The sequence below is a fragment of the Vicinamibacterales bacterium genome, assembly GCA_041659285.1.
Classification (GTDB): Bacteria; Acidobacteriota; Vicinamibacteria; order Vicinamibacterales; family UBA2999; genus 12-FULL-67-14b.
This window is the reverse complement of sequence record JBAZYO010000003.1, coordinates 284,062-309,122: the sequence shown is the minus strand read 5'-3', so window position 1 is coordinate 309,122 and position 25,061 is coordinate 284,062. Positions and strand designations below refer to the sequence as shown.

Sequence of the window (25,061 nt, the reverse complement as noted above, 5' to 3'; positions counted from 1 at the left end):
GCCACTCGGGAATGAATTGCGCGGACTATAGCACGGCCCGAAGGCGATATGATGGCGACCGCATGAGCGACTCCGCCTCCCGGCTCGTCACGCTGTCCGCCGCCCGCTGGCGGCTCTCGATCATCCTCACCGCGGCGATGACGCTGATCTACGTCGGCTTCATCCTGCTGATCGCTTTCGACAAGGAACTGCTCGGCACGGTGCTGGTCCCCGGCCTCAGCCTGGGGATCCTGCTCGGCGTGCTGGTGATCGTGGCGGCGTGGCTGCTGATCATGGTGTACGTGCGCTGGACCAACGCCAACTACGACGTCGCCGTGGCCGAGATTCGCCGCGCGCACCGGGAGGGACGCTAGTGCCGCAGTCGGGTCAGCCCAACATCATCGCGATGTCGGGCTTCGTCATCTTCATTGCGCTGTCGCTCGTCATCACCTGGTTCGCCGCCCGCCGCACCCGCAGCACCAGGGACTTCTACGCCGCCGGCGGCTCAGTCACCGCGTTGCAGAACGGGCTGGCGCTGGCGGGCGACTACATGAGCGCCGCCAGCTTTCTCGGCATCGCCGGGCTGGTGGCCCTGTCCGGCTTCGATGGCCTGATCTACTCCATCGGCTTCCTGGTCGGCTGGCCGGTCGTCGTCTGCCTGATCGCGGAGCCGCTGCGCAACCTCGGGCGCTTCACCTTCAGCGACGCGGTGGCGTTTCGCCTGCGGCAGACGCCGGTGCGGGTGGCCTCCGCGGCCGGCAGCCTCGCCGTGATTGCCTTCTACCTGATCGCCCAGATGGTGGGTGCCGGCAACCTCATTCGACTGCTGTTCGGGCTCGACTACGAAATCGCCGTCGCCATTGTCGGCGTGGTCATGCTGGCGTACGTGCTGTTTGGCGGGATGATCGCCACGACGTGGGTGCAGATCGTGAAGGCGGTGCTGCTGCTCTCGGGCGCGTTCCTGCTGGCGATGATGGTGCTGGCCCGGTTCTCGTTCAATCCCCTGGCGCTGTTCGCCGCCGCCGCCGAGCAATACGGCCCCGCGGTGCTGGCGCCCGGCCGGCTGGTGTCGGATCCGATCGACGCGATGTCGTTGGGCCTGGCGCTGATGTTCGGCACCGCCGGGCTGCCGCACATCCTGATGCGCTTCTACACGGTTCCCGACGGGCGCACGGCCCGCGTCTCGGTGGCCTACGCCACGGGGATCATCGGCGCCTTCTACCTGCTCACGTTCGTCCTCGGCTTCGGCGCCATGGTCCTGGTCGGCCAGGACGCCATCCGCGGCGTGGATGCCGGCGGCAACATGGCCGCGCCGCTGCTGGCCGAAGTGGTCGGCGGCCAGGCCTTCCTGGGCTTCATCGCCGCGGTGGCATTCGCCACCATCCTCGCCGTGGTCGCCGGCCTCACGCTGGCCGGCGCGGCGGCGCTGTCGCACGACATCTACGTGAACGTGTTCCGCCACGGCCACGCCCCCGAGAAGGAGCAGTTGCTGGTCGCGCGCTACGCCACCATCGTGCTCGCGTTGGTGGCGATCGGGCTGGGCATCGTGTTCAAGGGACAGAACGTCGCCTACATGGTGGGGCTCGCCTTCGCGATTGCCGCCAGCGCCAACTTCCCGGCCCTGATCCTGTCGATGTTCTGGAGGCCGTTCACGACGCGCGGGGCGCAAGCGTCGATCCTGTTCGGCACGGCAGCGACCCTGGCGTTGATCTGGATGTCGCCGACCATCCAGATCGACCTGTTGAAGAACACCACCGCTTACTTCCCCTATCGCAACCCCGGCCTCTTCACCATTCCGCTGTCGTTCGTCATCGGCATCATCGTCTCGCTGGCCTCACCCGAGCCGGCCGCCGTCGCCGGCTTCCCGGCCCTCGAGCGGCAGATCCATTTCGGCGCGGCCGACGACGCGGCATAATGGAACCAGGCGCGCCGCGCCGACGTCATTGACTCTGAGCTTCGCGTGACCGCACTCCAGCTGCACAACCCGCGCATCCGCTATTCCCTCTTCGCGCTCTGGCTGCTGGTCGTGGCCGGGGCGCTGTACCTGTACTTCTTCAAGCGCGACGCGGTGCAGGGCGAGCTGCAGGATGCGCTCTCGGTGTCCTTCTGGGCGGCGGCGATCACCTACCTGCTGATTGGCTCGTTCCGGGCGTTCACGCTGGTGCCGGCCACCTTCCCGCTGCTGATCGCGATGCCGTTCTTCGACCCGTGGGTGCTGCTGGCGCTCACCATTCCCTGCATCGCCATCTCGTCGTCGGTCTGTTACTGGTTCGCCGAGGTCCTGCACATGGACGAGCTCTTCGAGCGCAAGTATCCAAAGCAGATCACGAAGCTGAAGACCGCGCTGCAAACCTACCAGTTGCCGATCATCATCGGCTGGAGCTTCTTCCTGTTCCTGCCGACCGACCTGATCTGCTACGTGTGCGGGTCGCTGAAGATCAACTACAAGAAGTTTCTGTTCGGCGTGGTCGTTGGCGAGGGCACCGTCTACGCGATCTACATCTTTCTTGGCGACTGGGTGTTGCGCCGCTAGCGCCGGGGCCGGCGAGTGTTCTCGGTCGGGTAGCCTTCGCCGGCGAGGTAGCGGGCCCGGTCGGCGGGATCGAAGATACGGGCCTGGCCGCCGATGTTGAAGCGCGGTGGCCAGTCGAGCGCGCCCAGGTTCGAGTGCGCGCTGAAGCGCCGGCGAAATTCCGCCTCTTCCCCGCGCTCCGTGAGGATGTACGGCGTGCGGCCCTGGGCGGTGAGCCATGCCACCGCGCGATCGAGCCACGCCGGATCCAACGCATCCCACATCACCGCCTCGCGCCCGGCATGAAACCGCACGCTGCCGCTCTCCCACACCGTGATCAACACGGCGTTCTCCGGCAACCGCGCGCTGACCAGTTCCGCGGTGTCACGATAGCGTCCTTCCATGCGTGGCAGGTCGAGCACCTGTCGCGCACCGGCGACGCGCAGCCCCGTCAGAGCCAGCGCGATCGTGCCAATCGCGACCACGCCGCGCATGCGGCCGCGGTCGGCAACCAGCACGGCGACACCGCACGCGGTCACGATCATCAGGACGATGGCCGGGATCAGGAACCGCAGGTACCACCACTCGGGATACGGGCGGTAAAGCAGGTAGATGCCGAACACGGCCGCAGCGGCGGCCAGCAGCCACCACGCCAGGCGGCGTGATTCACCGGTGAGCACGAACGGCGCCGCGAGGGCGAGTAACGGAAACACCGTCTGGGTTTCGTACAGCGCGCGTCCGTAGGCCGCCAGGTTCGCCGCCACGTGCGAGACGCTGAACAACTGCCCGACATCGCCGTAACCGTTGCCGGCGATGCTGCCGTAGAGAATGTGATTCAACCCGAGCCACAAGGCCACGCCCGGCACCGCGCCCGCCACCAACGCCGCGACTGCGCGAACGGGCATCGGTTGGCCGGGCCGCCACTGCATGGCGGCGATGATGACGGCGAGCGGGGCAAGATTGGGGCGGACGAGGATGGCGAGGCCGATGAGAACCCCAGCGGCGAGAGGACGAGACGCCAGCGCGAACGCCGCGAGCCAGAGCGCTGCCGTCGCGACGTCATTCATCGGCTGCACCACCTGGAACAGCACGATGGGGCTGGCGGCCGTCAGGACCGCCGCCGACACGCCGGCCAGCCCGCCGCCCAGGCGCCTGGCCAGCACGAACGCGCTCAACACCAGCACGAACCCGGCAATGGGCGTCACCGCGAAGATGGCCTCGCGGCCACCGATCGCACGCAGCGGCGCCATCAACACCGAGAACCCCGGCGCGCAGATGGGCGACGCTGCGTCCGGCCGGACCGGCGAGGGTATGAAGCCGCCTGGCGCCAGCGTCCGCGACGCGTCGGGCCACGGCGCCGCGATGGCCAGCGCACTCGACGGCTGCCAGTGCCCGGTGCCGAAGGCCTCGGCCATCAGCGCATAACAGGAGGAATCGGACCCGCCCACCGCCCGGGTGCCTCGCACCACGCCAAAGGCCGCCAGCGCCAGCGCCGCCGTGAGCGCGAGCGCTAGCGGGCCGCCTTCGCCAAGGCTTCGGCGGGCCAAGCTCTTGTTCATCGAGAGAAACGGTATTTGAGAAGAACCTGAATAGCCCGCACGCCGTCGCGCCAGCCGATCTTCTTGCCCTGGGCGCGGCTGCGCGGCTCGAAGCGCACCGGCAGTTCGAGGATGGCGTGCCCATCCCGCAGCAGCTTCGCGGAGATTTCCGGCTCGATGTCGAAGCGATTGGATTCGAGGTGCAGCCCGCGGGCGATGTCCGCGGTCATCACCTTGTAGCAGGTCTCCATGTCGGTGAGGTGGCCGCCGAACAGGACGTTGGTCACGCCCGTCAGCACCTGGTTGGCGAAGATCGACAGCCACGGCGCATCGGGGCGGCCGGCCAGGAACCGCGACCCGTAAACGACGCCGGTGCGCCCGTCGAGGATCGGCTGCACGAGCAGGGCGATTTGCGCGGGGTCCAGCTCGAGATCGGCATCCTGGATCGCGACGATGGTGCCGGTGGCCTGCGCGAAGCCCGTGCGGATGGCGCTGCCCTTGCCGCCGTTCTTCGCGGCGTGAATGATGCGCAACTCGGGTCGCGTGGCCAGGCGGTCCAGCACCTCGCGCGTGCCGTCGGTGGAGCCGTCGTTGACGACGAGGATCTCGCGCGGCGCCGGCAGATCGATCGCCAACAGCCGGTCGATGACCTCGGCGACGGTCCGCGCTTCGTTATAGACAGGAACGACTATTGAAATGAGGGCTGTCAAGACGGGTCAGAAAAAACCAATCGCGGCCAAATTGTCTGCGTCATCTGTGTCATCTGCGGGCCTGGGCAATCTGCGCTCAATTTTACGTGCAGGGATGCCCGCGTAGATAGCAGAACCTTCCAGCTTCGACCCCTTCAGGACCACGCTGAGGGCGCCGATCTGGCATTTGTCGCCGGCCTCCACGTTGATCCCCACCATGCTGCCGAGGCCCACCGTGACGTGCTTTCCCAGCCGCACCGGACCGGTCTTCACCATGCCGGCCTCGACCGTGTGGCCTGAGAGGTGCACGCCTTCGCCGATCACCACGCCATCGCCAAACTCCAGCATGCTGTGATCGGAAATCGACAGGCTGTTGATGTGGACGCCGCGGCCGATCTTGGCGCCGTTCCACCGCATGTACAACGTCCACAACACCGACGCCCGGAAGAAGGTGCCGACGAACACGCGCACCACGTGGGTGGACACCATGTAGCGCACCCAGTCGAGCAGCGGCCATTCCAGGTCGCGCAGCTTCCAGGCGCCGTTCGGCGCCGTCCGCCATCCGCAGACGCGCGTGGAGAACGCCGACAGCGCCACCAGGACGAATGCGAACAGCAGGTACGCCGGCACCAGGGTGGTGGCGACAATGGCCGGACGGATCAGAGGCGGGACGGGCCAGCCCTGCGTCCACGTCCAGAAATAGAACGCCGGCAGCACCGACAAGCCGAACACCAGGCTCTGGACCATGAACATCGAGGCCATGGTCCAGGCCACACGGCCGGCTTGAGCGGGCGTCACGGCGAAAAGCTACCATATAGACAGTGAAGGAACCACTCGTCCTGGTGCCGGGCATTGATGGAACAGGGCTGCTGTTCTACCGGCAACTGCCGCTGCTCGAGCGCCAGTACGCGGTCACCCGCACGCGCCTGCGCGACGATGCCCGGGCGATGGAGGAGCTGGTCGAGGACCTGCACCAGGCGGTGACCGCCGCGTCGGACGAGCCGGTGACGTTGCTCGGCGAGTCGTTTGGCGGAGCGCTGGCACTCAGCTACGCGGTGGCGCATCCCGAGCGCGTCGGTCGCCTGGTCATCCTCAACTCGTTCGCGCACTTCGGCTCCCCGGCACGGCTCTGGCTGGGCTATCACCTGCTGCGCGCGACGCCGTGGGGGATGATGCGGCTGATTCGGCAGCTGAACGGCCGGCGCCTGCACTCGAAGCAGACCGACCGCGACGAGATCCGGCGGTTTCACGATCTGATGCAGGCGACCACGCGCGAGGGCTACCTGTCGCGGCTCAACATCCTGCGCAACTACGACATCCGCGAGCACCTGCCGACCATCCAGTCGCCGGTGCTCTACCTGGCCGCCGACCGCGACGTGGTCGTGCCGTCGGTGGAACAGGCGCGGCTGATGACCTCGCTCACGCCCGGCGCCCGCATGCGCATCCTCGAAGGGCACGGCCACAGCTGCCTGATCGCCCCGGACATGGACCTGTCGGCGATCCTCGGCGAGTGGCTCGCCGAATGAAGCTCGTCACCATCGCGCAGAACGTGCCCGGGCCGGTGGCGGTGGCGCGCCTCGTCGCCGGTGGCGCCACCGCCATCAAGGTCGAGGCGCCGTGGGGCGATCCGCTCGAAGGCTTCTGCCAATCGTGGTACGACGAACTGCATGCCAAGGTGGCGGTCGTCCGCCTCGATCTGAAGACCGACGAGGGCATGCGAGCGCTGACCGACCTGCTCGGCTCGGCCGACGTGTTCATCGCCAGTCAGCGGCCGGCCGCGTTGGCGCGGCTGGGGCTCGACGTGGCGTCATTGTCGCGGCGCTTTCCCCTCCTTCGCCACCTGAACATCGTCGGCGACACGGCGCACCCGGATGCGCCCGGGCACGATGTCACGTATCAGGCCAAGGCAGGCCTGCTCCAGCACGGCCTGCCGAAGACGCTGCTCGCGGACCTGTTTGGCGCCGAACGCGCGCACGCGGCCGTCATCGACATGATGCACAAGGGGCCTGGCGGCTGCCGGGTGGTCGGCTTGTTCGACGCGCTGGGCGCGCTGACGGCGCCGATGCGACACGGGCTCACCGCGCCCGGCGGCCTGCTGGGCGGCGGCAATCCGGCGTATGGCGTGTATGCGGCGAAGGACGGCGCGGTCGCGATTGGCGCGCTGGAACCGCACTTCCGCGCGCGGCTCTACGACGCCCTCGGCCTTGCCGACGGGGCCAGACTGGACGACGTGTTCGCGGCGAAGACGGCTGCCGAGTGGGAACACTGGGCGGCCGAACGTGACATTCCATTGACGGGACTCCGAACTTCATGACCAGCGCAGACCTGCTCGCCACCGCCCTCCGTCACGCCTCGCGTTACCTCGCTGAAGCGCCGGAACGCCATGTCGGCGCGCAAGCCACCCGCGAACAGTTGTTTCGTGCGCTCGGTGGTCCGCTGCCCACCAGTCCTACCGAGCCGGTCACCGTGATCGACCAGCTGGCCGCGAATGCCGATCCCGGCCTGGTCGCCACCATCGGACCTCGCTACTTCGGTTTCGTCACCGGCGGCGCGGTGCCCGTGACGGTGGCCGCGGATTGGCTCGCGAGCACGTGGGATCAGAACGCCTGTCTCTACGTCCTCTCGCCCGCGGCCGCGGTGATGGAAGACATCGTGGCGGGATGGGTCCTCGAGCTGCTCCGCCTGCCGTCCACCGCCAGCGTCGGGTTCGTATCCGGCTGCCACATGGCGAACTTCACGTGCCTCGCCGCCGCACGTCATGAAGTGCTGCGCCGGGCGGGCTGGAACGTGGAAACGCAAGGCCTGCAGCGCGCTCCGCGGGTGCGCGTGTTCGTGGGCGGCGAGGTGCACGTGTCGGCGGTCGGGGCGCTGCGCTACCTGGGTTTCGGCAGCGACGAACTGGAGTCGGTGCCCGTGGATGGCCAGGGCCGCATGCGCGCCGACGCGCTGCGCCAGCAGCTCGCCGACGTGACCGGCCCCGCGATCGTGTGCGCGCAGGCGGGCAACGTCAGCACCGGCGCCAGCGATCCCATCGCCGAGATCGTGACCGCGGCGCACGGGCGCGGCGCGTGGGTGCACGTGGACGGGGCGTTTGGGCTGTGGGCCGCCGCGGTTCCGGAACTGCGAGCGCAAGTTGACGGGATCGCGACCGCCGACTCGTGGGCCACCGACGCGCACAAGTGGTTGAACGTGCCATACGACTCCGGGCTTGCCATCGTGGCCGACGCCGCGCCGCATCGCGCGGCCATGAGCATGAAGGCGTCGTACCTGCAGCGCGGCACCGACGAAGAGCGCATCGGGATGGACTGGGTGCCCGAGTCGTCTCGACGCTCGCGCGTGATTCCGCTCTACGCGCTGTTCCGCGCCCTCGGCCAAGACGGCATTGTCGCGCTCGTGCGCCGGAACTGCGCGCTGGCGCGGCGGATGGCGGCGCGCTTGTCGGCCGCGCCCGGCGTCACCATTCTCAACGAGGTCGTGCTCAACCAGGTGCTGGTGCGGTTTGCGGGCAATGGCGCGGGCGCGGACGACACCACGCGCGACGTGATCGCGCGCATCCAGGCCGAGGGCACATGTTGGGCCGGCGGCGCGTTCTGGCAGGGCCGGCAGGCGATGCGCATCGCCGTATCGAACTGGTCCACCACGGAGGCCGACATCGATCGATCGGCCGACGCGATGCTGGCCTGTTACCGCTCTATCGTTTCTTGACCGGTATTTTTTTCGGCGCGGGGCCCGGCCGGAATTGCAGCATCACGTTACTGATGGTCGCAATGGGTCGGCCGGTGGCCGAGAAGTTGTCGGTGCCGTCGGGCCGGACCACCGTCAGTTTCTCGCCGAGCACCGACACCTGCTCCTGGACGGTCTCGGGCAGCTCGATGGTGATGAACTCGTCGCCGGCCGGGGCCACCGCCTTCACGCCGCCGGGGCCGGCCCCGCCGCTGATGCGATCGAACAGGTCCTTCTCGGTGCGGAACTCGCTCTGCACGACCGCGCGATCGATCAGGGTGTTGTCCATCGACAGGACGCCGATGGTGGCGGTGTACTTCCGGTAGGCCTGCTTCTGCTTGATGAGCTCGGCCGAATAAGTATGCCGGTTATGCAGCTCGAACATCATCGTCACCGGGCCGCGATGCGGCGGGATGGTGATGAGAATGCCCTCCTTGGGGTCCCGGGCCGTCAGCACATCGCAGTACCGTCGTCCGGTCGCCACGCCCTGGCCTAACTCCGACGGGCACTGCCACTCCGCCTGGATGCGCGACACCACCGGCGCGGGTGCCGCCTTCTTCGTGGTCTTGGTGGGGACTTTCTTGGGTGTGGACTTCCGAGTCTGCGCGTCAACCACGGGAGAAATCATGAGGCTTGCACACAGAAGAGCCAGCATCACGCGCATGAACGCAATTATAGCGTCGGTTCGGCAGTAGCTTTGCTTACTGACTAGTTAGCCTGCGCGTCGGCCAGGCGGTTTGTCGCATCAGGCTCCCCGTTGTCGCTCCTTGTCAGCCCATCCTTGATGCGTGTCCCATTTGTAAGCATGCGCCACTTCAACTTCTCGTAGAGCGCGAACGGTTTTCCGGAGGCAATGTCATGAATCGAATGCGAGTATTTCTGGCGACTATCAGTCTGATGACTGTGGTGGCTTTTCCTGTTGCCGCCCAAGTCCAGACGGGATCGATCCTGGTTCGAGTGACCGATGAGCAGGGCGCCGCCGTTCCCGGCGTCGCGGTGACGCTGACCAGCCCCGTGCTGGTGGCTGGCACCATGAGCGGCGTGACGGACAACGGCGGTGTGAACCGCTTCCCGTCCCTCTCGCCTGGCATCTACTCGGTGAAGGTCGAGTTGCAGGGGTTCCGCACCATGATTCGCGAAAACGTGTCGGTGCAGGTCGGCGCCACGGTGCCGCTCGACCTGTCACTGAGCGTGGCGACGGTGGCCGAAACGGTGACCGTCACCGGCGCCTCGCCGGTCGTTGACACGACCAGCGCCAACACCAGCGTCAACCTGAGCGAGCAGCTGCTCCAGGGCACGCCCGGCGGCCGCGACATCTGGTCGTTGGTGGAATACAAGGTCCCCAGCCTGCTGATCACGCGGCCCGACGTCGGCGGCACCTCAGGCGGGCTGCAGGGCGTGTTCAACGCGCGCGGCACCACCAGCGCGCAGAACTCCAGCTATCTCAACGGCATCAACGTCGGCGACCCCGCGGCGATTGGCGCGGCCGGCTTCTACTACGACTTCGATGCGTTCGACGACATCCAGGTCTCGACCGGCGCGCATGACATCACCGTGCCGACCAGCGGCGTGTTCCTGAACATGGTGACCAAGAGCGGCGGCGAGCAGTGGCGCGGCCGCGTGACCGGCGCGTGGCTCGGCGATTCCACCCAGACGCAGAACATCGACGACAACCTGCTGCGCTACGGCTTCCGTCCGGAAACCAACGCGGTCGATTTCGTCTCCGACATCAACGTCAGCGGCGGCGGCCCGCTCATCGCCCGCAAGCTGCGCATGTTCGCCTCGTTCCGCGACTGGCGCGTGCACGTCAACGTGCCGGCGGCCTTCTCGACGCTGGTGCTCGACAAGACCGACATCACGTCAGGCCTGGTCAACTTCAACTATCAGCTGAACGACAAGAACCGGCTGACCGGCCTGTACTCGCGCCAGTACTACAAGAAGCCAAACCGCTTCCTGGCCGGCTCCAACACCCTCGTCAAGGACTCCACGAGCAACGAAGACGACGTCTTCGACATCTACCAGGTGCTGTGGAACTCGGTGGTGACGCAGAAGTTCTTCCTGGACGCGCGGGTCGGCCTCAACAAGATCTTCTTCCCGACCTACCTGAACGGCAACGACCAGACGCTGCTCGACTCGGCCACCGGCATCCGCACGCGGAACTTCACCGCCGGCACCGAGCGCTGGCGGGACCGCTACCAGGCGAACGCGACGGGTCAGTACTACATCGACGAGCTGCTCGGCGGACGGCACGAGCTGAAGTTCGGATTCGATCACGCCCATTCGCCGGTCGAGAACCGCACCAGCCGCTTCGACGACGTCGACATGACCTACAGCAGCGCCACCGGACTCGCCCAGAACGTCACGCTCTACGCGACGCCGTTCTATACCAAGACCGCCGTGGACGTGACGGCGCTCTACGCGCAGGACAGCATGGCCTACAAGCGCCTGACGGTGACCGGCGGCGTGCGCTGGGAGCGGCTGAACGGCTACCTGCCGGAACAGGGCAGCCCGGCCAGCCGGTTCTTTCCCAACCTGGTGCGGGAATTCGCTGAGAAGCCGGACGTCGTCAACTGGACCACCGCGGGTCCGCGCATCAGTGCCGCCTTCGACGTCACCGGCACCGGCAAGACCGCGCTCAAGGCCGCGGCCGGCCGCTACTACTACGTGATCGCCTCCGGCGGCGGCATCCTCGACGGCGTCAACCCCAACGCCAATTACCAGGAGCAGTACAGCTGGAGCGACCTCAATGGCGATCGCCACTTCCAACCCGGCGAGCAGGTGGGCACGCCCGTGATTTCGCGGGTGGACACGACGACGATCTCCGTCGATCCCGACTACCGGCGTCCCTACACTGACGAGTTCACCGGCGGCATCGACCACGAGCTCTTCCCTGCCTTGCGCCTGAGCGCGGTGCTCACCCACCGTAGCGAGCGCGACCCGCAGGCCACCTCGAACCCCGCCAACCCGTACGACACGTTCCTGACGACGCGCACGGACACCGGGCGTGACGGCAGGGCCGGGACGGCAGACGACTCGACGTTCCAGTTCTACAACCGCACCTCGACCGCGGTGAACCAGACGTTCTTCACCAACGACCGCGCCTTCCGCCAGACCTACAACGGCCTCGAGATCACCGCCACCAAGCGGATGTCGAACCGCTGGCAGATGCTGATGGGCTACACCTACTCGGAGACCCGGGTGAAGGGCGTGAGCGTCAACGTCAATCCCAACGCGTTGATCAACGCCGAGGGACCGGTGACCGGTCAGATTGGCGACCGGCCGCACCAGTTCAAGGTGACCGGCACCTACGTGCTGCCGTTCTACGAGATCGGCGTCGCCGGCAACCTCAACATGCAGAGCGGCGCGGCGATTACGCGGCAGTTCACCACGGCGCAGACGGTGGGCGGCAACTCGACCCTCAACGTCGAGCCGCTGGGCTCCTACCGGCTCGAACGCCGGACGGCCGCCGACCTGCGCGTCTTCAAGACCGCCCGCTTCGGCGACCGCTCGTTCGAGGTGTCGGTGGACTTCAACAACGTCACCAACACCAACACGCCCTGGGATGCGCGGACGCTGAGCGGCACCATCAACCTGCGGCAGAACGGCGACCCGGCCGGCGCGATCAACACCGTGCCGCAGTTCGGATCCCCGGCGCAGGTCTACGCCCCGCGGAACATCCGCTTCAACGCGGCGCTGCGCTTCTAGCAGGCCAGGAGTTCTAACCGGAGATCACGAGATCAGGAGAACAATTCGTTTCTTCTGATCTTCTGATCTCCGGTTTCTCTTTCTACTCGTCGTGATCGTGCGTATGGTCCGGGATCGGCATCCCCGTCACCGAGACGCTCCCACTCCTGAGCTTCAGCAGTTCCAGGAATTCCATCCGTGTCCGTGACTGATCGCGGAACGCGCCCAGCATGGCGCTGGTGATGGTGTAGGAGTTCTGCTTCTCGACGCCGCGCATCGACATGCACAGGTGCGTGCCCTCGCACACCACCGCCACGCCGAGCGGCTTGATCTTCTCGGTGATGGTCTCGGCGATCTGGTTGGTCATCCGCTCCTGCAGCTGGAGCCGCCGCGCGAAGATGTCCACCAGCCGCGGGATCTTGCTGAGGCCAATCACCCGCTTGTTCGGGATGTAGGCGACGTGGCACTTGCCGAAAAACGGCAGCAGGTGATGCTCGCACAGGCTGTAGAAGTCGATGTCGCGGACGATCACCATCTCGCTATAATCCACGCTGAACAACGCGCCGTTCAGCGTGTCATCGATGTCAGCCTGATACCCGCTCGTGAGAAACCTCAACGCCTTGTCCACTCGCCGCGGCGTCTTGGCCAACCCTTCGCGATCGGGGTCTTCGCCCAGTTCGATCAGCAAGCGGTGGATGAGATCCTGCATCTGCGTATTGTATCTAGTCGCGGGTGCGTCAGGTGCCGCACTCGATGCACCTGCCGTCCAGATTCCCGCCGACGATCCCGACGCCCTCTACAAGGACCGGGAGAACCAGGCCGGCGCCCGGAAGGCCACCGACATCTGGACGGCTCGGCTGACAGCGAATCCGCAGGATTTCACCTCGGCGTATCGGCTGGCGCAGGCACGCTATTGGCTGGGGACCAACGGGTTACCCGAGCCGCAACGCAAGGGCGCGCTCGAGGCCGGCATCGCGGCCGCGCGCGCGGCGATTGCGATCGACGCCAACCGGCCGGAAGGCCACTTCTGGCTGGCGGCGAACATGGGCGCGCTCGCCGAGTCGTTCGGCCTGCGGCAGGGGATCAAATACCGCAGCCAGATCCGCAATGCACTCGAGAAGTCGCTGAAGCTCGACCCGGCGTTCCTGCAAGGGTCAGCGGACCGCGCCATTGGCCGCTGGTACTTCAAGGTGCCGGGCCTCTTCGGCGGCAGCAACCGGAAGTCCGAGGAGCACCTGCGGAAGGCACTCACCTACAACCCGCGGAGTGTCATCTCGCACATCTTCCTGGCCGACACGCTGGCGGATATGGGGCGGACAGACGAGGCGCGCAAGGAGTATCAGGCGGCGATCGATGCGCCACCCGACCCGGACTGGATTCCCGAGGACCGGCGGTTCAAAGAGCAGGCGAAGCAGATTCTGCAGCGACTCTCGCGCAGAGGCCCATGACCATCGGCCTCAGCGCGAATGCGACGGCCGATGGCCTGGGCGCCCGTGCGATACTGAGGCCATGAAATCGGTCGCTGACGACCTGCGCGCGCAGACGACAGCCGCGGTCCTGCAGTTGCCGCTTCAGGCGCGGATTGCCCTGGCGTTATCGCTGGGTGATGCGGACCTCGATGTGTATGTGCGGACCAGCGGGCTCGATCGCGCCACGGCGCTGGCGCAGCTTCGGGCGCAGCGGTCACGCGACCGCGCCAGCTACAGCCGATCGGCTGACCCCTTGCGATGACCGTGTTCGAGCGTGTGTGCGGCGTGCTCAACGACTCCGGCATTGCCCATGCGCTGATCGGGGCTTCCGCGCTCGCCGCCCGGGGTGTGGCGCGATCCACTTACGATATCGATCTGTTGACCACCGACGGGCAGGTCCTGGAGCCGGGCCTCTGGCAATCGCTGTCGTCCGATGGCCTTCGCATCGACATCCGGCGCGGCGATGCGGACGATCCGCTGGGCGGCGTCGTCCGGGTCGAGACGGCAGACGAGCGGCCGGTTGACGTGATTCTCGGAAAGCTGGCCTGGCAGCAGCGTGCGGTTGAACGCGCGGAACTGGTCGCCGGCGGGCCACCCGTCGTATTGGCTCGCGACCTGGTCCTGCTCAAGCTTTATGCGGGTGGACCACAGGATCTGTGGGACGTGCGGGAACTGCTGCGGCAGCCGGAGAGAGTGCAATTGGCCAGCGACGTCACGGCCGATCTCGCCGAACTGCCGTCGGAAATGCGCGAGCGCTGGCAGAGCCTGCGCGCATAGGCGGGCGATGAACCAAGCCTACGTTCACGGGTATCACGAGCGCGAGAACAAGCGGCTGCGCGACCAGGCCGGCTCGCTGGTGGATCTCCTGCATTGCGATACGTCCTATCCGGCCGGCAGTCTCGTCCTCGAAGCCGGATGTGGCGTCGGCGCGCAGACGATCACGCTGGCGCAGCGGAGCCCGGATGCGCAATTCATCTCGGTCGACCGCTCCGCGGAGTCGCTGGCTGCGGCCCGCCGCCTGATTGACGGTGCCGGCCTCACCAACGTCGAGTTTCAGCAGGGCGACCTCTTCGCGCTGCCCTATCCAGAGGTGTCGTTCGATCACGTGTTCGTCTGCTTTGTCCTCGAGCATCTTTCGCAACCCGTCGAGGCGTTGCGGGCTCTGAAGAAGCTGTTGAAGCCGGGCGGTACCATGACAGTGATAGAGGGCGATCACGACTCGGCTTATTTCCATCCCGACAGCGCCGCCGCTCGCGAGGCAATCGACTGCCTGGTGACGCTGCAGGCCCGGGCCGGCGGCAACAGCCTGATCGGCCGGCAGCTCTATCCCCTGCTGACCGCGGCGGGCTTGAACAACATTCGCGTCACGCCACGGCCGGTGTACGTCGACGGCAGCCGTCCCGACCTGATCGACGGCTTCACGCGCAAGACGTTCACGGCCATGATCGAGGGCGTTCGTGAGGCAGCAATTGCCGCGGGACTGATCTCAGCGGAGCGGTTCGACGCGGGGATTCGAGACCTCTATCGCACCGCGGCCCCGGACGGTGTGTTCTGCTACGCGTTCTTCAAGGGCGTGGGGGCCAAGTAGGCCAGCGAATTACTTATCGCTCATGCAGTTCGTCTCGCGACTTCAGAGGCGTAGACTCGAGATCGAATCCGTGGCGCAGCCGCGCCAGTGCGCCGGTTTCAGCGCCGAGGGGAAACGTCAGCCACAGAGAACAGAGAGACAACCGGTCTCTGAGTCCTCTGTGTCCTCTATGGCTAATGTCTTTACTTCGCGGAATAATCGTAGAAGCCCTTGCCGCACTTCTTGCCGAGGTGCCCGGCGATCACCATCCGCTTCAGCAGCGGCGGCGGCGCGAATCGCGTCTCGCGGAACTCCTCGAACATGATGTTGGCGATGTAATACGTCGTGTCGAGGCCGACGAAGTCGAGCAGCGTGAACGGGCCCATGGGATAGCCGCAGCCGAGCTTCATGCCGTTATCGATGTCTTCGACGGTGCCGATGCCGTCTTCGAGACAGCGGATCGCATCGAGCAGATACGGCACCAGCAGCCGGTTAACGATGAAGCCGCCGCGGTCGGGCGCCGAGATCGGCTCCTTGCCGATGGCCTTCGCGAACGCAGACAGCGCCTCGTGCGTCTCCTGGCTGGTGGTCAGCGCGCGGATCACCTCGACCAGCTTCATCAGCGGCACGGGATTGAAGAAGTGCAGGCCGCCCACCCGGTCGGGCCGCTTGGTGGCGGCGGCGAGTTCGGTGATGCACAGCGACGAGGTGTTCGACGCGATCAGGCAGTGTCGGCCGACCACGGCCTCGACCTGCGCGTAGGCCTGCTTCTTGATTTCGACGTTCTCGATGATCGCCTCGATCACGAGGTCGCAATCCTTCAGGTCCGCGTACTTGGTCGTCCCCGTCAGGTTGGCGAGCACGGTCGCCTTCTGCTCCGGCGTCACCTTGCCCTTTTCGATACCGCCGGTCAGGAACTTGTCGATGCGGCCGAGCCCCTTCTTGAGGACGTCGTCGTTGACCTCGAGCACGAAGGTCTTGAACCCGGCGGCCGCCGAGATCTGCGCGATGCCCGCGCCCATCAACCCGCAACCCAACACACCCACTGTCTTGATGGCCATTAGAGTGCCTCCACGATCATCGCAATGCCCTGGCCGCCGCCAATGCAGGCCGACGCCACCCCGTATTTCTTGCCGCGCCGGCGCAGCTCGTGCAGCAGCGTCAGCAGCAGGCGCGCGCCGCTGGCGCCGAGCGGGTGGCCAATCGCAATGGCGCCGCCGTTCACGTTCACCTTGTCGCGATCGAGGCCGAGCTCCTTCTCGCACGCGAGGTACTGCGCCGCGAAGGCTTCGTTGATTTCGATCAGATCCAGGTCGCCGAGCGAGAGCCCCGCTTTCTCAAGCGCCTTGCGGATGGCGGGCGCCGGGCCCATGCCCATCATGGTCGGTTCGACGCCGACGGTGGCCCACGACACGATGCGGCCGAGCGGCGTCAGGCCGCGCGCCTTGACCGCGTCTTCGCCGGCGATCACCAGCGCCGCCGCGCCATCGACGATGCCGCTGGCGTTACCGGCGGTGACGACGCCGTCTTTCTTGAACGCCGCCGGCAGCTTCGCCAGGATCTCGATGGTCGTCTCGGGACGCATGTGGTCATCCTGTTCGACCAGGGTCACGCCCTTGCGGGTCTTGATCTCGACCGGCACCACTTCGTCCTTCATGATCCCCGAGGACCACGCCTTGTGCGCGAGCTGCTGGCTGCGCAGGGCGTAGGCGTCGGAGTCTTCGCGGGTGATGCCGTACTTGGCGGCGCAGTTCTCGGCGGTGACCGCCATCGAGCAGCCGGCGTACGGATCGCTCAGGCCTTCCCACAGCCAGTCTTCGAGCTTGCCCTGACCGAGCTTGAAGCCCGAGCGCGCGCCGCGGATGACGTGCGGCACCTGGCTCATGCTCTCCATGCCGCCGGCCAGCACGATGCCGGCCTCATCCAGTTGAATGCACTGGGCGCCGCTCAACACCGCCTGGATGCCGGAGCCGCACAGGCGGTTCACGGTCAGTGCCGGCACCTCGATGGGCACGCCTGCCTTCAGGCCGACGTGGCGGGCGCCGTAGTGCGCGTCCACGCTGCTCTGCTGGACGTTGCCGAAGACGACGTGGTCAACCCACTCCGGCCTGGTCCCGGTGCGTTCGAACGCGCCCTTCGACGCGATGGCGCCGAGTTCGATGGCCGACAGATCTTTGAGCGCGCCGACATGCTGCGTCATGGGCGTGCGGGCGCCGCCGATGATGAAAACTGGTTTGGCCATATTTATCGGCGGCACTAAAGTGCCGCCCTCCTGGGAATTGGCGGTTGCTCTCTCACTTGGCAATTCTCGCGGCGATCCAGTCGCCGACTTCGCGCGTGCCGAGCGGGCCGCCGATGTCTGAGGTGGTTTGGTTCTGCGCGATCGCCGCTTCCACGGCGCGTTCGATGGCCTTCGCTTCCTCCGCCGCTCCCAACGTCTCGAGCATGAGCGCCGACGACAGGATGGCGCCCACCGGGTTGGCCACGTTCTTCCCGGCCAGCGGGGGCGCGGACCCGTGCACCGGCTCGAACAACGAGGTCTTGCCGGGGTGGATGTTGCCCGACGCCGCCATCCCGAGCCCGCCCTGCAACGCGCCGCCGATGTCAGTGACGATGTCGCCGAACAGGTTGTTGGTGACGATCACCTGGTACTGGCCGGGATCCTTGACGAGGAACATCGCCAGCGCGTCGATGTACTGGTGCGTGGCGGTGATGCCCGGATATTCCGCCGCCACTTCCTTGAACACCCGCTGCCACAAGGCGTGGCCCTGCTGCATGGCGTTGCTCTTGTCGGCCATGCACACCTTGGTGAGGCCGTTCGCCTTCGCGTACTCGAACGCGTGGCGGATGATGCGGTGCACGCCCTTGTAGGTGTTGATCTCTTCCTGGATCGCCACTTCATCCGGCGTGCCGGCCTTGAAGCGTCCGCCGATGCTGACGTAGACGCCTTCGGTGTTCTCGCGGAAGACGACGAAGTTGATGTCCTTGCGCCCGCGATCCTTCAGCGGGCAGAGGCGATCGTCGAGCAGCCGCACCGGGCGGTAGTTCACGTAGAGGTCGAGCTCGAACCGGGTGCCGAGCAGGATGTCGCGCGCGTGCTGGTTGTTGGGCACGCGCGGATCACCGAGCGCGCCGACCAAGATCGCCTGAAAGTCGTCGCGGAGCATCTGGTAGCCGTTGGCCGGCAGCGTCTCGCCCGTCTTCAGGTAGTGATCCGCGCTCCACGGCAGGTGCACGAGATCGAACCGCCGCCCGAACGCGTGGCCGGTGGCCTGCAACACCTTCACCGCTTCGGCGGTGACGTCCCTGCCGATGCCGTCGCCGGGGATGACTGCAATTCTCACGAGATGACTCCATTAGACGGCCACAGAGACACCGCGGCACAGAGAAATCTCTTTTCTAAATGCATTTTGAAAAACGTTGTCTTCTCTGTGTCTCGGTGTCTCTGTGGCATTCTCGTCACGCAATCTCGATCGCGATCGCCATGCCCATACCACCGCTGACGCACAGCGTGGCGAGGCCGCGTTTCTGTCCCCGGCGCATCAGCTCGTGGAGCAGGGTGACGATGATCCGGGCGCCGGTGCAGCCGATGGGATGGCCGAGTGCAATCGCGCCGCCGTTCACGTTCAGCTTCTCCGCCGGAATCGGCACGTCTTTCAGCACCGCCAGGACCTGCGCGGCGAACGCCTCGTTGATCTCAACGAGATCGAAATCATCGATGCCGAGGCCGGTGCGCTGTCGCAGCTTCGCAATCGCCGGCACCGGGCCAATGCCCATGATGCGCGGATCCACGCCGGCACTCGCCCACCCGACAATGCGCGCGAGCGGGGTGAGGCCGCGCGACTCCGCGAAGGCGGCCGACGACAGTACGAGCGCGGCGGCGCCGTCGGTGATGCCCGACGCCGTTCCCGCGGTGATGATGCCGTCGTGGCCTTCCACCGTCGGAAACGTCAGCGGTAACTTGCGTAACGCCTCGATGGTCGAGCCGTGCCGGGGATGCTCGTCGGTATCGATGTGGAGTCCGGCTTCAGCCGGACCCTTGGCCGAAGGCACAGTTACCGGCGCGATCTCGCGCGTGAAGTGACCGGCCCTTTGCGCCGCTTCCGCCTTGCGCTGGCTCTCCAGCGCAAATGCGTCCGACTCCTGGCGCGTGATGCCGTATTGGCGCGCCAGCACTTCCGCGGTCTCGCCCATGATGAGGCCCGACAGCGGATCCTGGAAGCCGTCGCGATACATGGCGTCGACGAACTGGAAGTTGCCCATCTTGTGGCCCCAGCGCGCGTCCGCCGCGTCGATCAGGTACGGCGTGCGGCTCATGTTCTCGATGCCGCCGGCCAGGACCACCTCCGATTCGCCGAGCAGGATGCTCTGCGCGCCCGACGCCACCGCCTGCATGCCGCCCGCGCACGCCTTGTTGATGGTGTAGGCCGGCGCCGTGTGCGGCACACCGGTGCGGTGCCCGACCTGGCGAGCCGCGTTGGGGCCGACACCCGCGGGGCGGCCGTGCCCCATTAGGACTTCCTGGACATCGTCAGCCTGAATGCCCGCGCGCGCGATCGCAACGCGCGAGGCCACGGCGCCGAGCTCCGCCGCGTGGACATCCCGGAAGGCCCCGCCGTATCGCCCGATGGGTGTTCGGGCGGCCCCAAGAATAAATACTTCCCCAGCCGGTTCCGGCGGTGAGGTCATCGATTCCTTATGATATCAAACGATTGTTCAAGACACAGACCGTTGGGTGAGAGCCGCCTCTTGGTCGCCACTTGTCATTAGACCAGCCGACAATTGAAGCCTCCACCACAGGGTGCCGTGGAATCGGCTGTGGCGCGGATGAAGATCCGAATGGAATGTGCGCAGAATGAGAAAAACCAGGCGGTTGGCCGTCTATTCGAGTGACCACCAACTCTAGTTGACCATTCGATTTGACGAACGGCGAAGCCGGGCCGATTAGGGATATATGGAATATGCAGATGCAAAAGGTCTCTGCAGTGTTGCTCGAAATTGAATCACGCTTCTCTGATCCTGGCCTGTCACTCACCGTCATAGCGAAGCGATTCGGCCTGTCTCCATACCACTTATCGCGAACTCTGATGGCTTTCGACGGAATGGGTTTTGGGCGAAGGCTGCACGCCCTCCGCACGAGGGCAGCCAGGCGCCTGCTCATCAGAAGCCAACTGAGTGTAAAGGAGGTCGCGGCCGCGGTTGGATACAGAGACGCAAAGCATCTTTGTAGACATTACAGACCGCGATTCGGGGAAACGCCGTCTATCACGCGCTCGCTGGATAATTGTAAGCGTTCGACGAACCCCGTCTTGAAGCCGACCTGAGGTTCGACCGATCCTCCGCTCTGGAGGGTGGGACATGGCGCAGCGATCGACAGCGGCACGGATGGCGAGACTCGTCGCGCAGTGGCGCGCGAGCGACGAATCGGGAGCGATCTTTGCCCGGCGGCACGGGGTACGACCGTGGACGTCTATCAGGTCGAACGCGCGGGCACCGACCGCGACGCGGACGCCAGGCGTGCGCTCCGCCGCGGCCAGGCGGTCCCGCTGCTCGCCCGGTCGACACGGTGCGTCAGGAACTCGCGCGCACGGTGCTTCCGAAATCCCCGCTGGGCGACGCCATCCGCTATCTCACCAATCAGGGGGCGGCGCTGCAGCGCTATGTCGAGGACGGCCGCCTGGCCATCGACAACAACCGCGCCGAAAACCAACTGCGCGTCGTCGCGGTCGGCCGCAAGAACTGGCTCTTGGCCGGCAGCCTGGAGGGCGCCCGGCGCGCCGCGCGCCTCTATTCATTGGTCCAGAGCTGCAAACTCGTCCACGTCCCGCCCTTCGACTGTCCTGCTCCGCGTGGCCACACATCCGCACGCACGCATCGGCGTGACCTGCCGGGTTTCTTCGGACCAATCGTTACTGGAGAATGGCCCCCTGTTGAGGGGACCGGCTTTTTCGGACCAATCCTAGAGTGACTCTGCAGAGGGTTCCATCGCTTTCCGAGCGTATTCACTGGGGCTGAGGCCCTTGAGAGCTCGGTGAGGATGATTCGCATTGTAGTCTTTCCGCCAGGCCTCGATCTTCGTCGATGCATCCTCCAGGGATTCGAACCAGTGCACGTTCAGGCACTCATCGCGAAAGCGGCCATTGAAGGACTCGATCGCGGCGTTGTCGGTCGGCTTGCCGCGGCGACTGAAGTCCAGCATGACCTTGTTCGTATACGCCCACAGATCCATGGCGGCCCCGACGAACTCGCTGCCGTTGTCGCAGTAGATCCGCTGGGGCAAGCCCCGATCGAAGCGGAGCCGCTCGAGCGCGGCCACCACATCCTGTCCGGTGAGCCCGCGTCCGACGGCGATGTCGAGGCACTGGCGGGTGAAGAGATCCAGCACCGTCAACGTGCGGAAGCGCCGTCCATCCGTGAGCTCGTCGGCGACGAAGTCCATGCTCCAAATGTCGTTCCTGGCGGTCGCCGGGCGCCGCTGCTCGCGATGCACCGCCGTGGCGTGCCGCCACGGTCGCTTCCGCCGCAGCGCCAGACCTTCCTCGGTGTACACCCGATAAAAGCGCTCTTTGCCGACCGCCCAGCCTTCTCGTTGGAGCAGGATCCGCAGGCGTCGGTAGCCGAACCGCACCCGCGTCTGGGCCAGCTCGCGCATCCGCTGCCGCAAGGCCGTGAGCGGGTCGCGCCGCGTCGTGTAGTACGTCGACGATCGCGTCGCGCGGATCACGCGGCACGCGCGGCGTGCACTGACGTCGTAGTGTCCCATCAAGTATTTCGCCACTTCGCGCTGCTTGACGGGTTTCAGAACTTTTTTTGGATCACGTCCTGGAGCATGACTTTGTCCAGGGAGAGATCCGCGACCAGGCGCTTCAGCTTCGTGACCTCGTCGCGCAACTGCTTCAACTCGCGGGCCTCACTCGGCTGCAGACTGCCGTAGACCTTCTTCCAGCGGTAGAAGCTCTGCTCCGAGACCCCGAGTTTGCGGCACAGGTCGCCGACCGGGACGCCCTGGTCCGCTTGCCTTAGCACCGCGGTGATTTGCTCAACCGAAAAACGCTTCTTCTTCACGGCACGTCCTCCTGGCCCCCCAGGGCCGATTGTGCCGCAGACTCACCCTCGATTTGGTCTGAAAACCCCGGAGCCCCTCAGGCGAACTCACCCCCAAAGGCTGGGCCGCCACAACCGACCGCCCCGCGGCCGCATAACGCCGGGTTCGGCCCGCAGTTACCGATCGTCCGTCAAGTCGCGGGGCGATCGCCTGTCAAGCACGTGGTTTGTCGAACGCTTACTGAGAATTCCGCAACTACTGCCCCTAAACAGCAAGAAACGCCCCCGTCGCCAGATTGACCGGATACAGCTTCGAGAGGAATATTGCCGCCTACGGTAACCGGCAGACACCCGACTGAAGGAGGATGAAATGAGGCGCTTAACCCGCTTGCTAGGTGCGATGTTGATAGCGACCGCTGTCTTCGTAGCTGTGTCCGAAAGGTCCGTGGAGGCACGGCGAAATCTCTGCTACATCATGGACGTCAATTACTTCGAGGACTCGAGTTGTTCCAACGTGGTAGGCATCCGACAGTACAACTGCAACGGTCAGTTAGTAAACAGTTGGGGCAGCGAGACGTCCCAATACCAATCGGAAAAGTTTGGGGGAAGCTTATGCGGCTGTTCCGGCGAGGATTGGTACCAATCTCAAACCGTCGGGTGCAGCCTGAGATAGGCAGAATGGGGCTCGCGAGATTGTCGCCGTTCCTTGGTCGCCGAGCCCTTCGCTCGGCGACTGAGCTGACCGCAAACGTGACGATGGCTTTCGCCGCAGTGGTGGCTTCTGTGTTCTTGATTCATCGATTGGTCACAGAGCCCTCTCCTCTGCCCGAGCCGCCAGTTGTCTACGAGCCATCCGAACGGCTACCCGAAGGCCTGCCACCCTCGATATTCGACGCGGAGCGAGTGGTTCTCGTCCACGTGCGAAGCAGCTGCGGATATTGCACAGACAGCATGGCCTTCTATCGAAGGCTGGCGAGACACCAAGCGCCCGGTTTAAAGCTAGTGGTCGTGAGTGAGGAGCCGGAGGCGGTTCTGGTTACTTATTTAGACAAGCAAGGACTGAAGCCTGCGCAGATAGTGCGAATTGAGCCAGGCTATTTCCGAAACTCAACGACTCCATTGGTGATTGTTGCCAATTCGAGCCGCACGGTTCTCGGATCCTGGCTTGGATTGCTAGAGCAAGAACGCGAACAGGAAGTCCTGGGGCTACTGGGTTTATAGGATGTCGAGCAGCGCGCGGCGGTGTCCGGCGGTCCATACGTAAGCTTGCCCGGTCAGTGAACCACCGAAGGCAGACTGCTCCGGTCAGTGACGTTGGTCCCGAAACGAGACACCCGACGCTAGAGAAAAGAGCCTTCAGCGGTCAGTGAACTCCGGCGTTGCCGTGCGTACTCGTCCGGTGTCAGATGGCTAAGCGAGCCGTGCGGGCGGCGCTCATTGTAGTCGACCCGCCAGGCTTCGATCTTCTCCTTGGCATCCTCGATGGACGTGAATTGGTGCACGTTCAAGCACTCGTCACGCAGCCGTCTGTCGAATGATTCGATGAGGGTATTTTCCACGGGTTTCCCTGTTCGAATGAAATCCAGCTGCACACCGCGCGCGAAGGCCAATCATCGAGCGCGCGCGACATGAATTCGGTGCCGTGATCGACGGTGATCGAGCATGGCACCGAGTCCCCGGCGATGGCCCGATCGAGGGCCACGCTCACCGTGCCCCCTGACATGCTGGACGCCGCCTCCAAGATCGGACTCTGGCGACTTCACTAGATCGACGACCTTCAACACCCGAAACGGCCGTTCATCGGCCAACGCATCGTAAACGAAATCCATGCTCCAGCGCTCGGTCGGACCAGCCGGCACGGGTGCAGGTCCGCGCAGCGGTGCAAAGCGACGTGTTTCCGTCGACGGACCCGCATCCGCAGCTGCAGGCCGTCGAGCCGATACAGCGGCCAGCTCGCGGCGCTGTGGGGCCTCAGACTGTTTTTCGCAGGGCCTCGGTGAGGATGTGTTTGTCGAGCGACAGGTCCGCGACGAGCCGCTTCAGGCGCGCATTCTCATCCTCGAGCGATCGTAGCTACCGCAGCTCAGCGACGCCTAGCTGCGCGTATTTTCTTCTTCCAAATGTAGAACGCGCCGAGTTCAGCCGCGTGCACGTCCTTGAAGGCGCCACCGAACTTGCCGATTGGGGGGCGGGCGGCGCCCAGAATCACGACCTGCGGGGCTGGCTGGGAGGTGGGGGGCATTTGCAGAGGAGATGATATCAAACGAACGTTCGAATAGACCGGTTGAGAGTTCTTGTCTTGATGGCCGTCTATCTCAATAGCGGTCAGGAATAGGTGGCCAGCCGAAATCGGCTGCTTGGTTTCTCGATCGCTGCAACTCAACCAGTCACGTCGGAGACGAGGGATTGATGAAAACTAAGTTCATTGCGTTAATGTTTCTAGTGTCCACGGCCGTCGCTGTCGCTTCAGTGGCCAACCTACAGGCCAGTCGCGAGTACTCGACGGTGCTGGCTTACTACTCAGACAGTTCGCTAACGGAGCAAGTCGGCGAGGGGTTCATTGACTGCCAGTGGCATTTCACTCTGATGTGGGGTTCAACATCGGATTTCTACACCGAGTCGAATGATCCATGCGGCAACGGCGGTTTCGGCTGTTGGCCTGAATGCACTGGTGGCTGGGTTTGCTACGCCGGGGCTTGCATACCGTAGCTGCGGAGGCATTGCCTCTCGAACGAACTCTCGTGACTACCCGCGTTTGAATGCGGGCGTGAAGGAATACCTCGGTGGCTGCAGGATATTTCGCAATGGTGGGAGTGTCGCAAGGCCATCTGCGACACTTGTTGGCCCACTAGGCGT

21 protein-coding genes and 2 pseudogenes are annotated in these 25,061 nt (G+C 65.4%); 12 read left to right on the top strand and 11 right to left on the bottom strand.

Annotated features, from left to right (window positions below):
* The first annotated feature begins 62 nt into the window (after positions 1-62).
* Genes WC815_06300 through WC815_06290 form a run of 3 tightly spaced genes read left to right on the top strand, consistent with a single transcriptional unit; the run spans position 63 to position 2,512 of the window.
* A complete protein-coding gene (locus WC815_06300) occupies positions 63-353 on the top strand; it encodes a DUF485 domain-containing protein (GenBank protein MFA5908365.1) in 291 nt (96 codons plus the stop codon).
* Positions 353-1,894 carry a sodium/solute symporter gene (locus WC815_06295; protein ID MFA5908364.1) on the top strand — a complete coding sequence of 514 codons (1,542 nt, stop codon included), beginning with the start codon at positions 353-355 and terminating at the stop codon, positions 1,892-1,894. The genes WC815_06300 and WC815_06295 overlap by 1 nt, the downstream gene beginning before the upstream one ends.
* A 45-nt stretch (positions 1,895-1,939) precedes the next feature.
* Entirely contained in the window at positions 1,940-2,512 is a 573-nt protein-coding gene (locus WC815_06290) for a VTT domain-containing protein (GenBank protein MFA5908363.1), read from the top strand.
* Here WC815_06290 and WC815_06285 read toward each other — a convergent pair.
* Genes WC815_06285 through WC815_06275 form a run of 3 tightly spaced genes read right to left on the bottom strand, consistent with a single transcriptional unit; the run spans position 2,509 to position 5,516 of the window.
* A complete protein-coding gene (locus tag WC815_06285) occupies positions 2,509-4,050 on the bottom strand; it encodes a hypothetical protein (GenBank protein ID MFA5908362.1) in 1,542 nt (513 codons plus the stop codon). The genes WC815_06290 and WC815_06285 overlap by 4 nt on opposite strands.
* On the bottom strand, positions 4,047-4,739 hold the full coding sequence (locus tag WC815_06280) for a glycosyltransferase family 2 protein (protein ID MFA5908361.1): 693 nt from the start codon (positions 4,737-4,739) through the stop codon (positions 4,047-4,049). The genes WC815_06285 and WC815_06280 overlap by 4 nt, the downstream gene beginning before the upstream one ends.
* A 6-nt stretch (positions 4,740-4,745) precedes the next feature.
* The gene (locus WC815_06275) at positions 4,746-5,516 is read right to left on the bottom strand and encodes a hypothetical protein (protein MFA5908360.1); all 771 of its coding nucleotides are present in this window, start codon (positions 5,514-5,516) and stop codon (positions 4,746-4,748) included.
* A 23-nt stretch (positions 5,517-5,539) separates the two neighbouring features.
* Here WC815_06275 and WC815_06270 point away from each other — a divergent pair, with 23 nt between their 5' ends.
* The 3 genes from WC815_06270 to WC815_06260 are packed head-to-tail and all read left to right on the top strand — an operon-like array spanning position 5,540 to position 8,423.
* Positions 5,540-6,244, top strand: coding sequence for an alpha/beta hydrolase (locus WC815_06270; protein ID MFA5908359.1), 705 nt, complete (start codon positions 5,540-5,542; stop codon positions 6,242-6,244).
* Entirely contained in the window at positions 6,241-7,032 is a 792-nt protein-coding gene (locus WC815_06265; protein ID MFA5908358.1) for a CoA transferase, read from the top strand. Before WC815_06270 ends, WC815_06265 begins: the two co-directional genes overlap by 4 nt.
* Positions 7,029-8,423 carry an aminotransferase class V-fold PLP-dependent enzyme gene (locus WC815_06260; GenBank protein ID MFA5908357.1) on the top strand — a complete coding sequence of 465 codons (1,395 nt, stop codon included), beginning with the start codon at positions 7,029-7,031 and terminating at the stop codon, positions 8,421-8,423. Before WC815_06265 ends, WC815_06260 begins: the two co-directional genes overlap by 4 nt.
* Here the strand turns inward: WC815_06260 and WC815_06255 are convergent.
* Entirely contained in the window at positions 8,410-9,105 is a 696-nt protein-coding gene (locus WC815_06255) for a hypothetical protein (protein ID MFA5908356.1), read from the bottom strand. The genes WC815_06260 and WC815_06255 overlap by 14 nt on opposite strands.
* A gap of 242 nt (positions 9,106-9,347) precedes the next feature.
* Here WC815_06255 and WC815_06250 point away from each other — a divergent pair, with 242 nt between their 5' ends.
* Complete coding sequence (locus tag WC815_06250; GenBank protein MFA5908355.1) at positions 9,348-12,146, top strand: TonB-dependent receptor; 2,799 nt, start codon at positions 9,348-9,350, stop codon at positions 12,144-12,146.
* 163 nt (positions 12,147-12,309) lie between these two features.
* Here WC815_06250 and folE read toward each other — a convergent pair.
* Positions 12,310-12,834, bottom strand: a pseudogene (folE, locus tag WC815_06245) (GTP cyclohydrolase I FolE).
* Between the two features lie 7 nt (positions 12,835-12,841).
* On the opposite strand from folE, the gene WC815_06240 reads away from it, so the two are divergent.
* The 4 genes from WC815_06240 (at position 12,842) to WC815_06225 (ending at position 15,182) form a co-directional block, all read left to right on the top strand.
* Positions 12,842-13,573, top strand: a complete 732-nt coding sequence (locus tag WC815_06240) for a TRAP transporter TatT component family protein (protein MFA5908354.1) — start codon at positions 12,842-12,844, stop codon at positions 13,571-13,573.
* A gap of 61 nt (positions 13,574-13,634) precedes the next feature.
* Positions 13,635-13,856: a hypothetical protein gene (locus WC815_06235; GenBank protein ID MFA5908353.1), complete on the top strand. Its 222-nt coding sequence runs from the start codon at positions 13,635-13,637 to the stop codon at positions 13,854-13,856.
* On the top strand, positions 13,853-14,371 hold the full coding sequence (locus WC815_06230) for a hypothetical protein (protein MFA5908352.1): 519 nt from the start codon (positions 13,853-13,855) through the stop codon (positions 14,369-14,371). Before WC815_06235 ends, WC815_06230 begins: the two co-directional genes overlap by 4 nt.
* A gap of 7 nt (positions 14,372-14,378) precedes the next feature.
* The gene (locus tag WC815_06225; protein MFA5908351.1) at positions 14,379-15,182 is read left to right on the top strand and encodes a methyltransferase domain-containing protein; all 804 of its coding nucleotides are present in this window, start codon (positions 14,379-14,381) and stop codon (positions 15,180-15,182) included.
* 182 nt (positions 15,183-15,364) lie between these two features.
* Here the strand turns inward: WC815_06225 and WC815_06220 are convergent, their stop codons facing one another.
* The 4 genes from WC815_06220 to WC815_06205 all read right to left on the bottom strand — a co-directional run bounded on the left by WC815_06220 (position 15,365) and on the right by WC815_06205 (position 19,850).
* The gene (locus WC815_06220) at positions 15,365-16,222 is read right to left on the bottom strand and encodes a 3-hydroxybutyryl-CoA dehydrogenase (protein ID MFA5908350.1); all 858 of its coding nucleotides are present in this window, start codon (positions 16,220-16,222) and stop codon (positions 15,365-15,367) included.
* Complete coding sequence (locus tag WC815_06215; protein MFA5908349.1) at positions 16,222-17,403, bottom strand: acetyl-CoA C-acetyltransferase; 1,182 nt, start codon at positions 17,401-17,403, stop codon at positions 16,222-16,224. Before WC815_06215 ends, WC815_06220 begins: the two co-directional genes overlap by 1 nt.
* A gap of 52 nt (positions 17,404-17,455) precedes the next feature.
* Positions 17,456-18,505, bottom strand: coding sequence for a 3-isopropylmalate dehydrogenase (locus WC815_06210; protein MFA5908348.1), 1,050 nt, complete (start codon positions 18,503-18,505; stop codon positions 17,456-17,458).
* A 115-nt stretch (positions 18,506-18,620) separates the two neighbouring features.
* A complete protein-coding gene (locus WC815_06205; protein ID MFA5908347.1) occupies positions 18,621-19,850 on the bottom strand; it encodes an acetyl-CoA C-acyltransferase in 1,230 nt (409 codons plus the stop codon).
* A gap of 877 nt (positions 19,851-20,727) precedes the next feature.
* On the opposite strand from WC815_06205, the pseudogene WC815_06200 reads away from it, so the two are divergent.
* Positions 20,728-20,991, top strand: a pseudogene (locus tag WC815_06200) (transposase).
* A 129-nt stretch (positions 20,992-21,120) separates the two neighbouring features.
* On the opposite strand, the gene WC815_06195 reads toward WC815_06200, so the two are convergent.
* A protein-coding gene (locus WC815_06195) for an IS3 family transposase (GenBank protein MFA5908346.1) occupies positions 21,121-22,226 on the bottom strand; the annotation gives its coding sequence in 2 pieces (ribosomal slippage) (positions 21,121-21,977 and positions 21,977-22,226; 1,107 coding nt in all).
* A 1,319-nt stretch (positions 22,227-23,545) separates the two neighbouring features.
* The gene (locus WC815_06190; GenBank protein ID MFA5908345.1) at positions 23,546-23,815 is read right to left on the bottom strand and encodes a transposase; all 270 of its coding nucleotides are present in this window, start codon (positions 23,813-23,815) and stop codon (positions 23,546-23,548) included.
* Positions 23,816-25,061 lie beyond the last annotated feature (1,246 nt).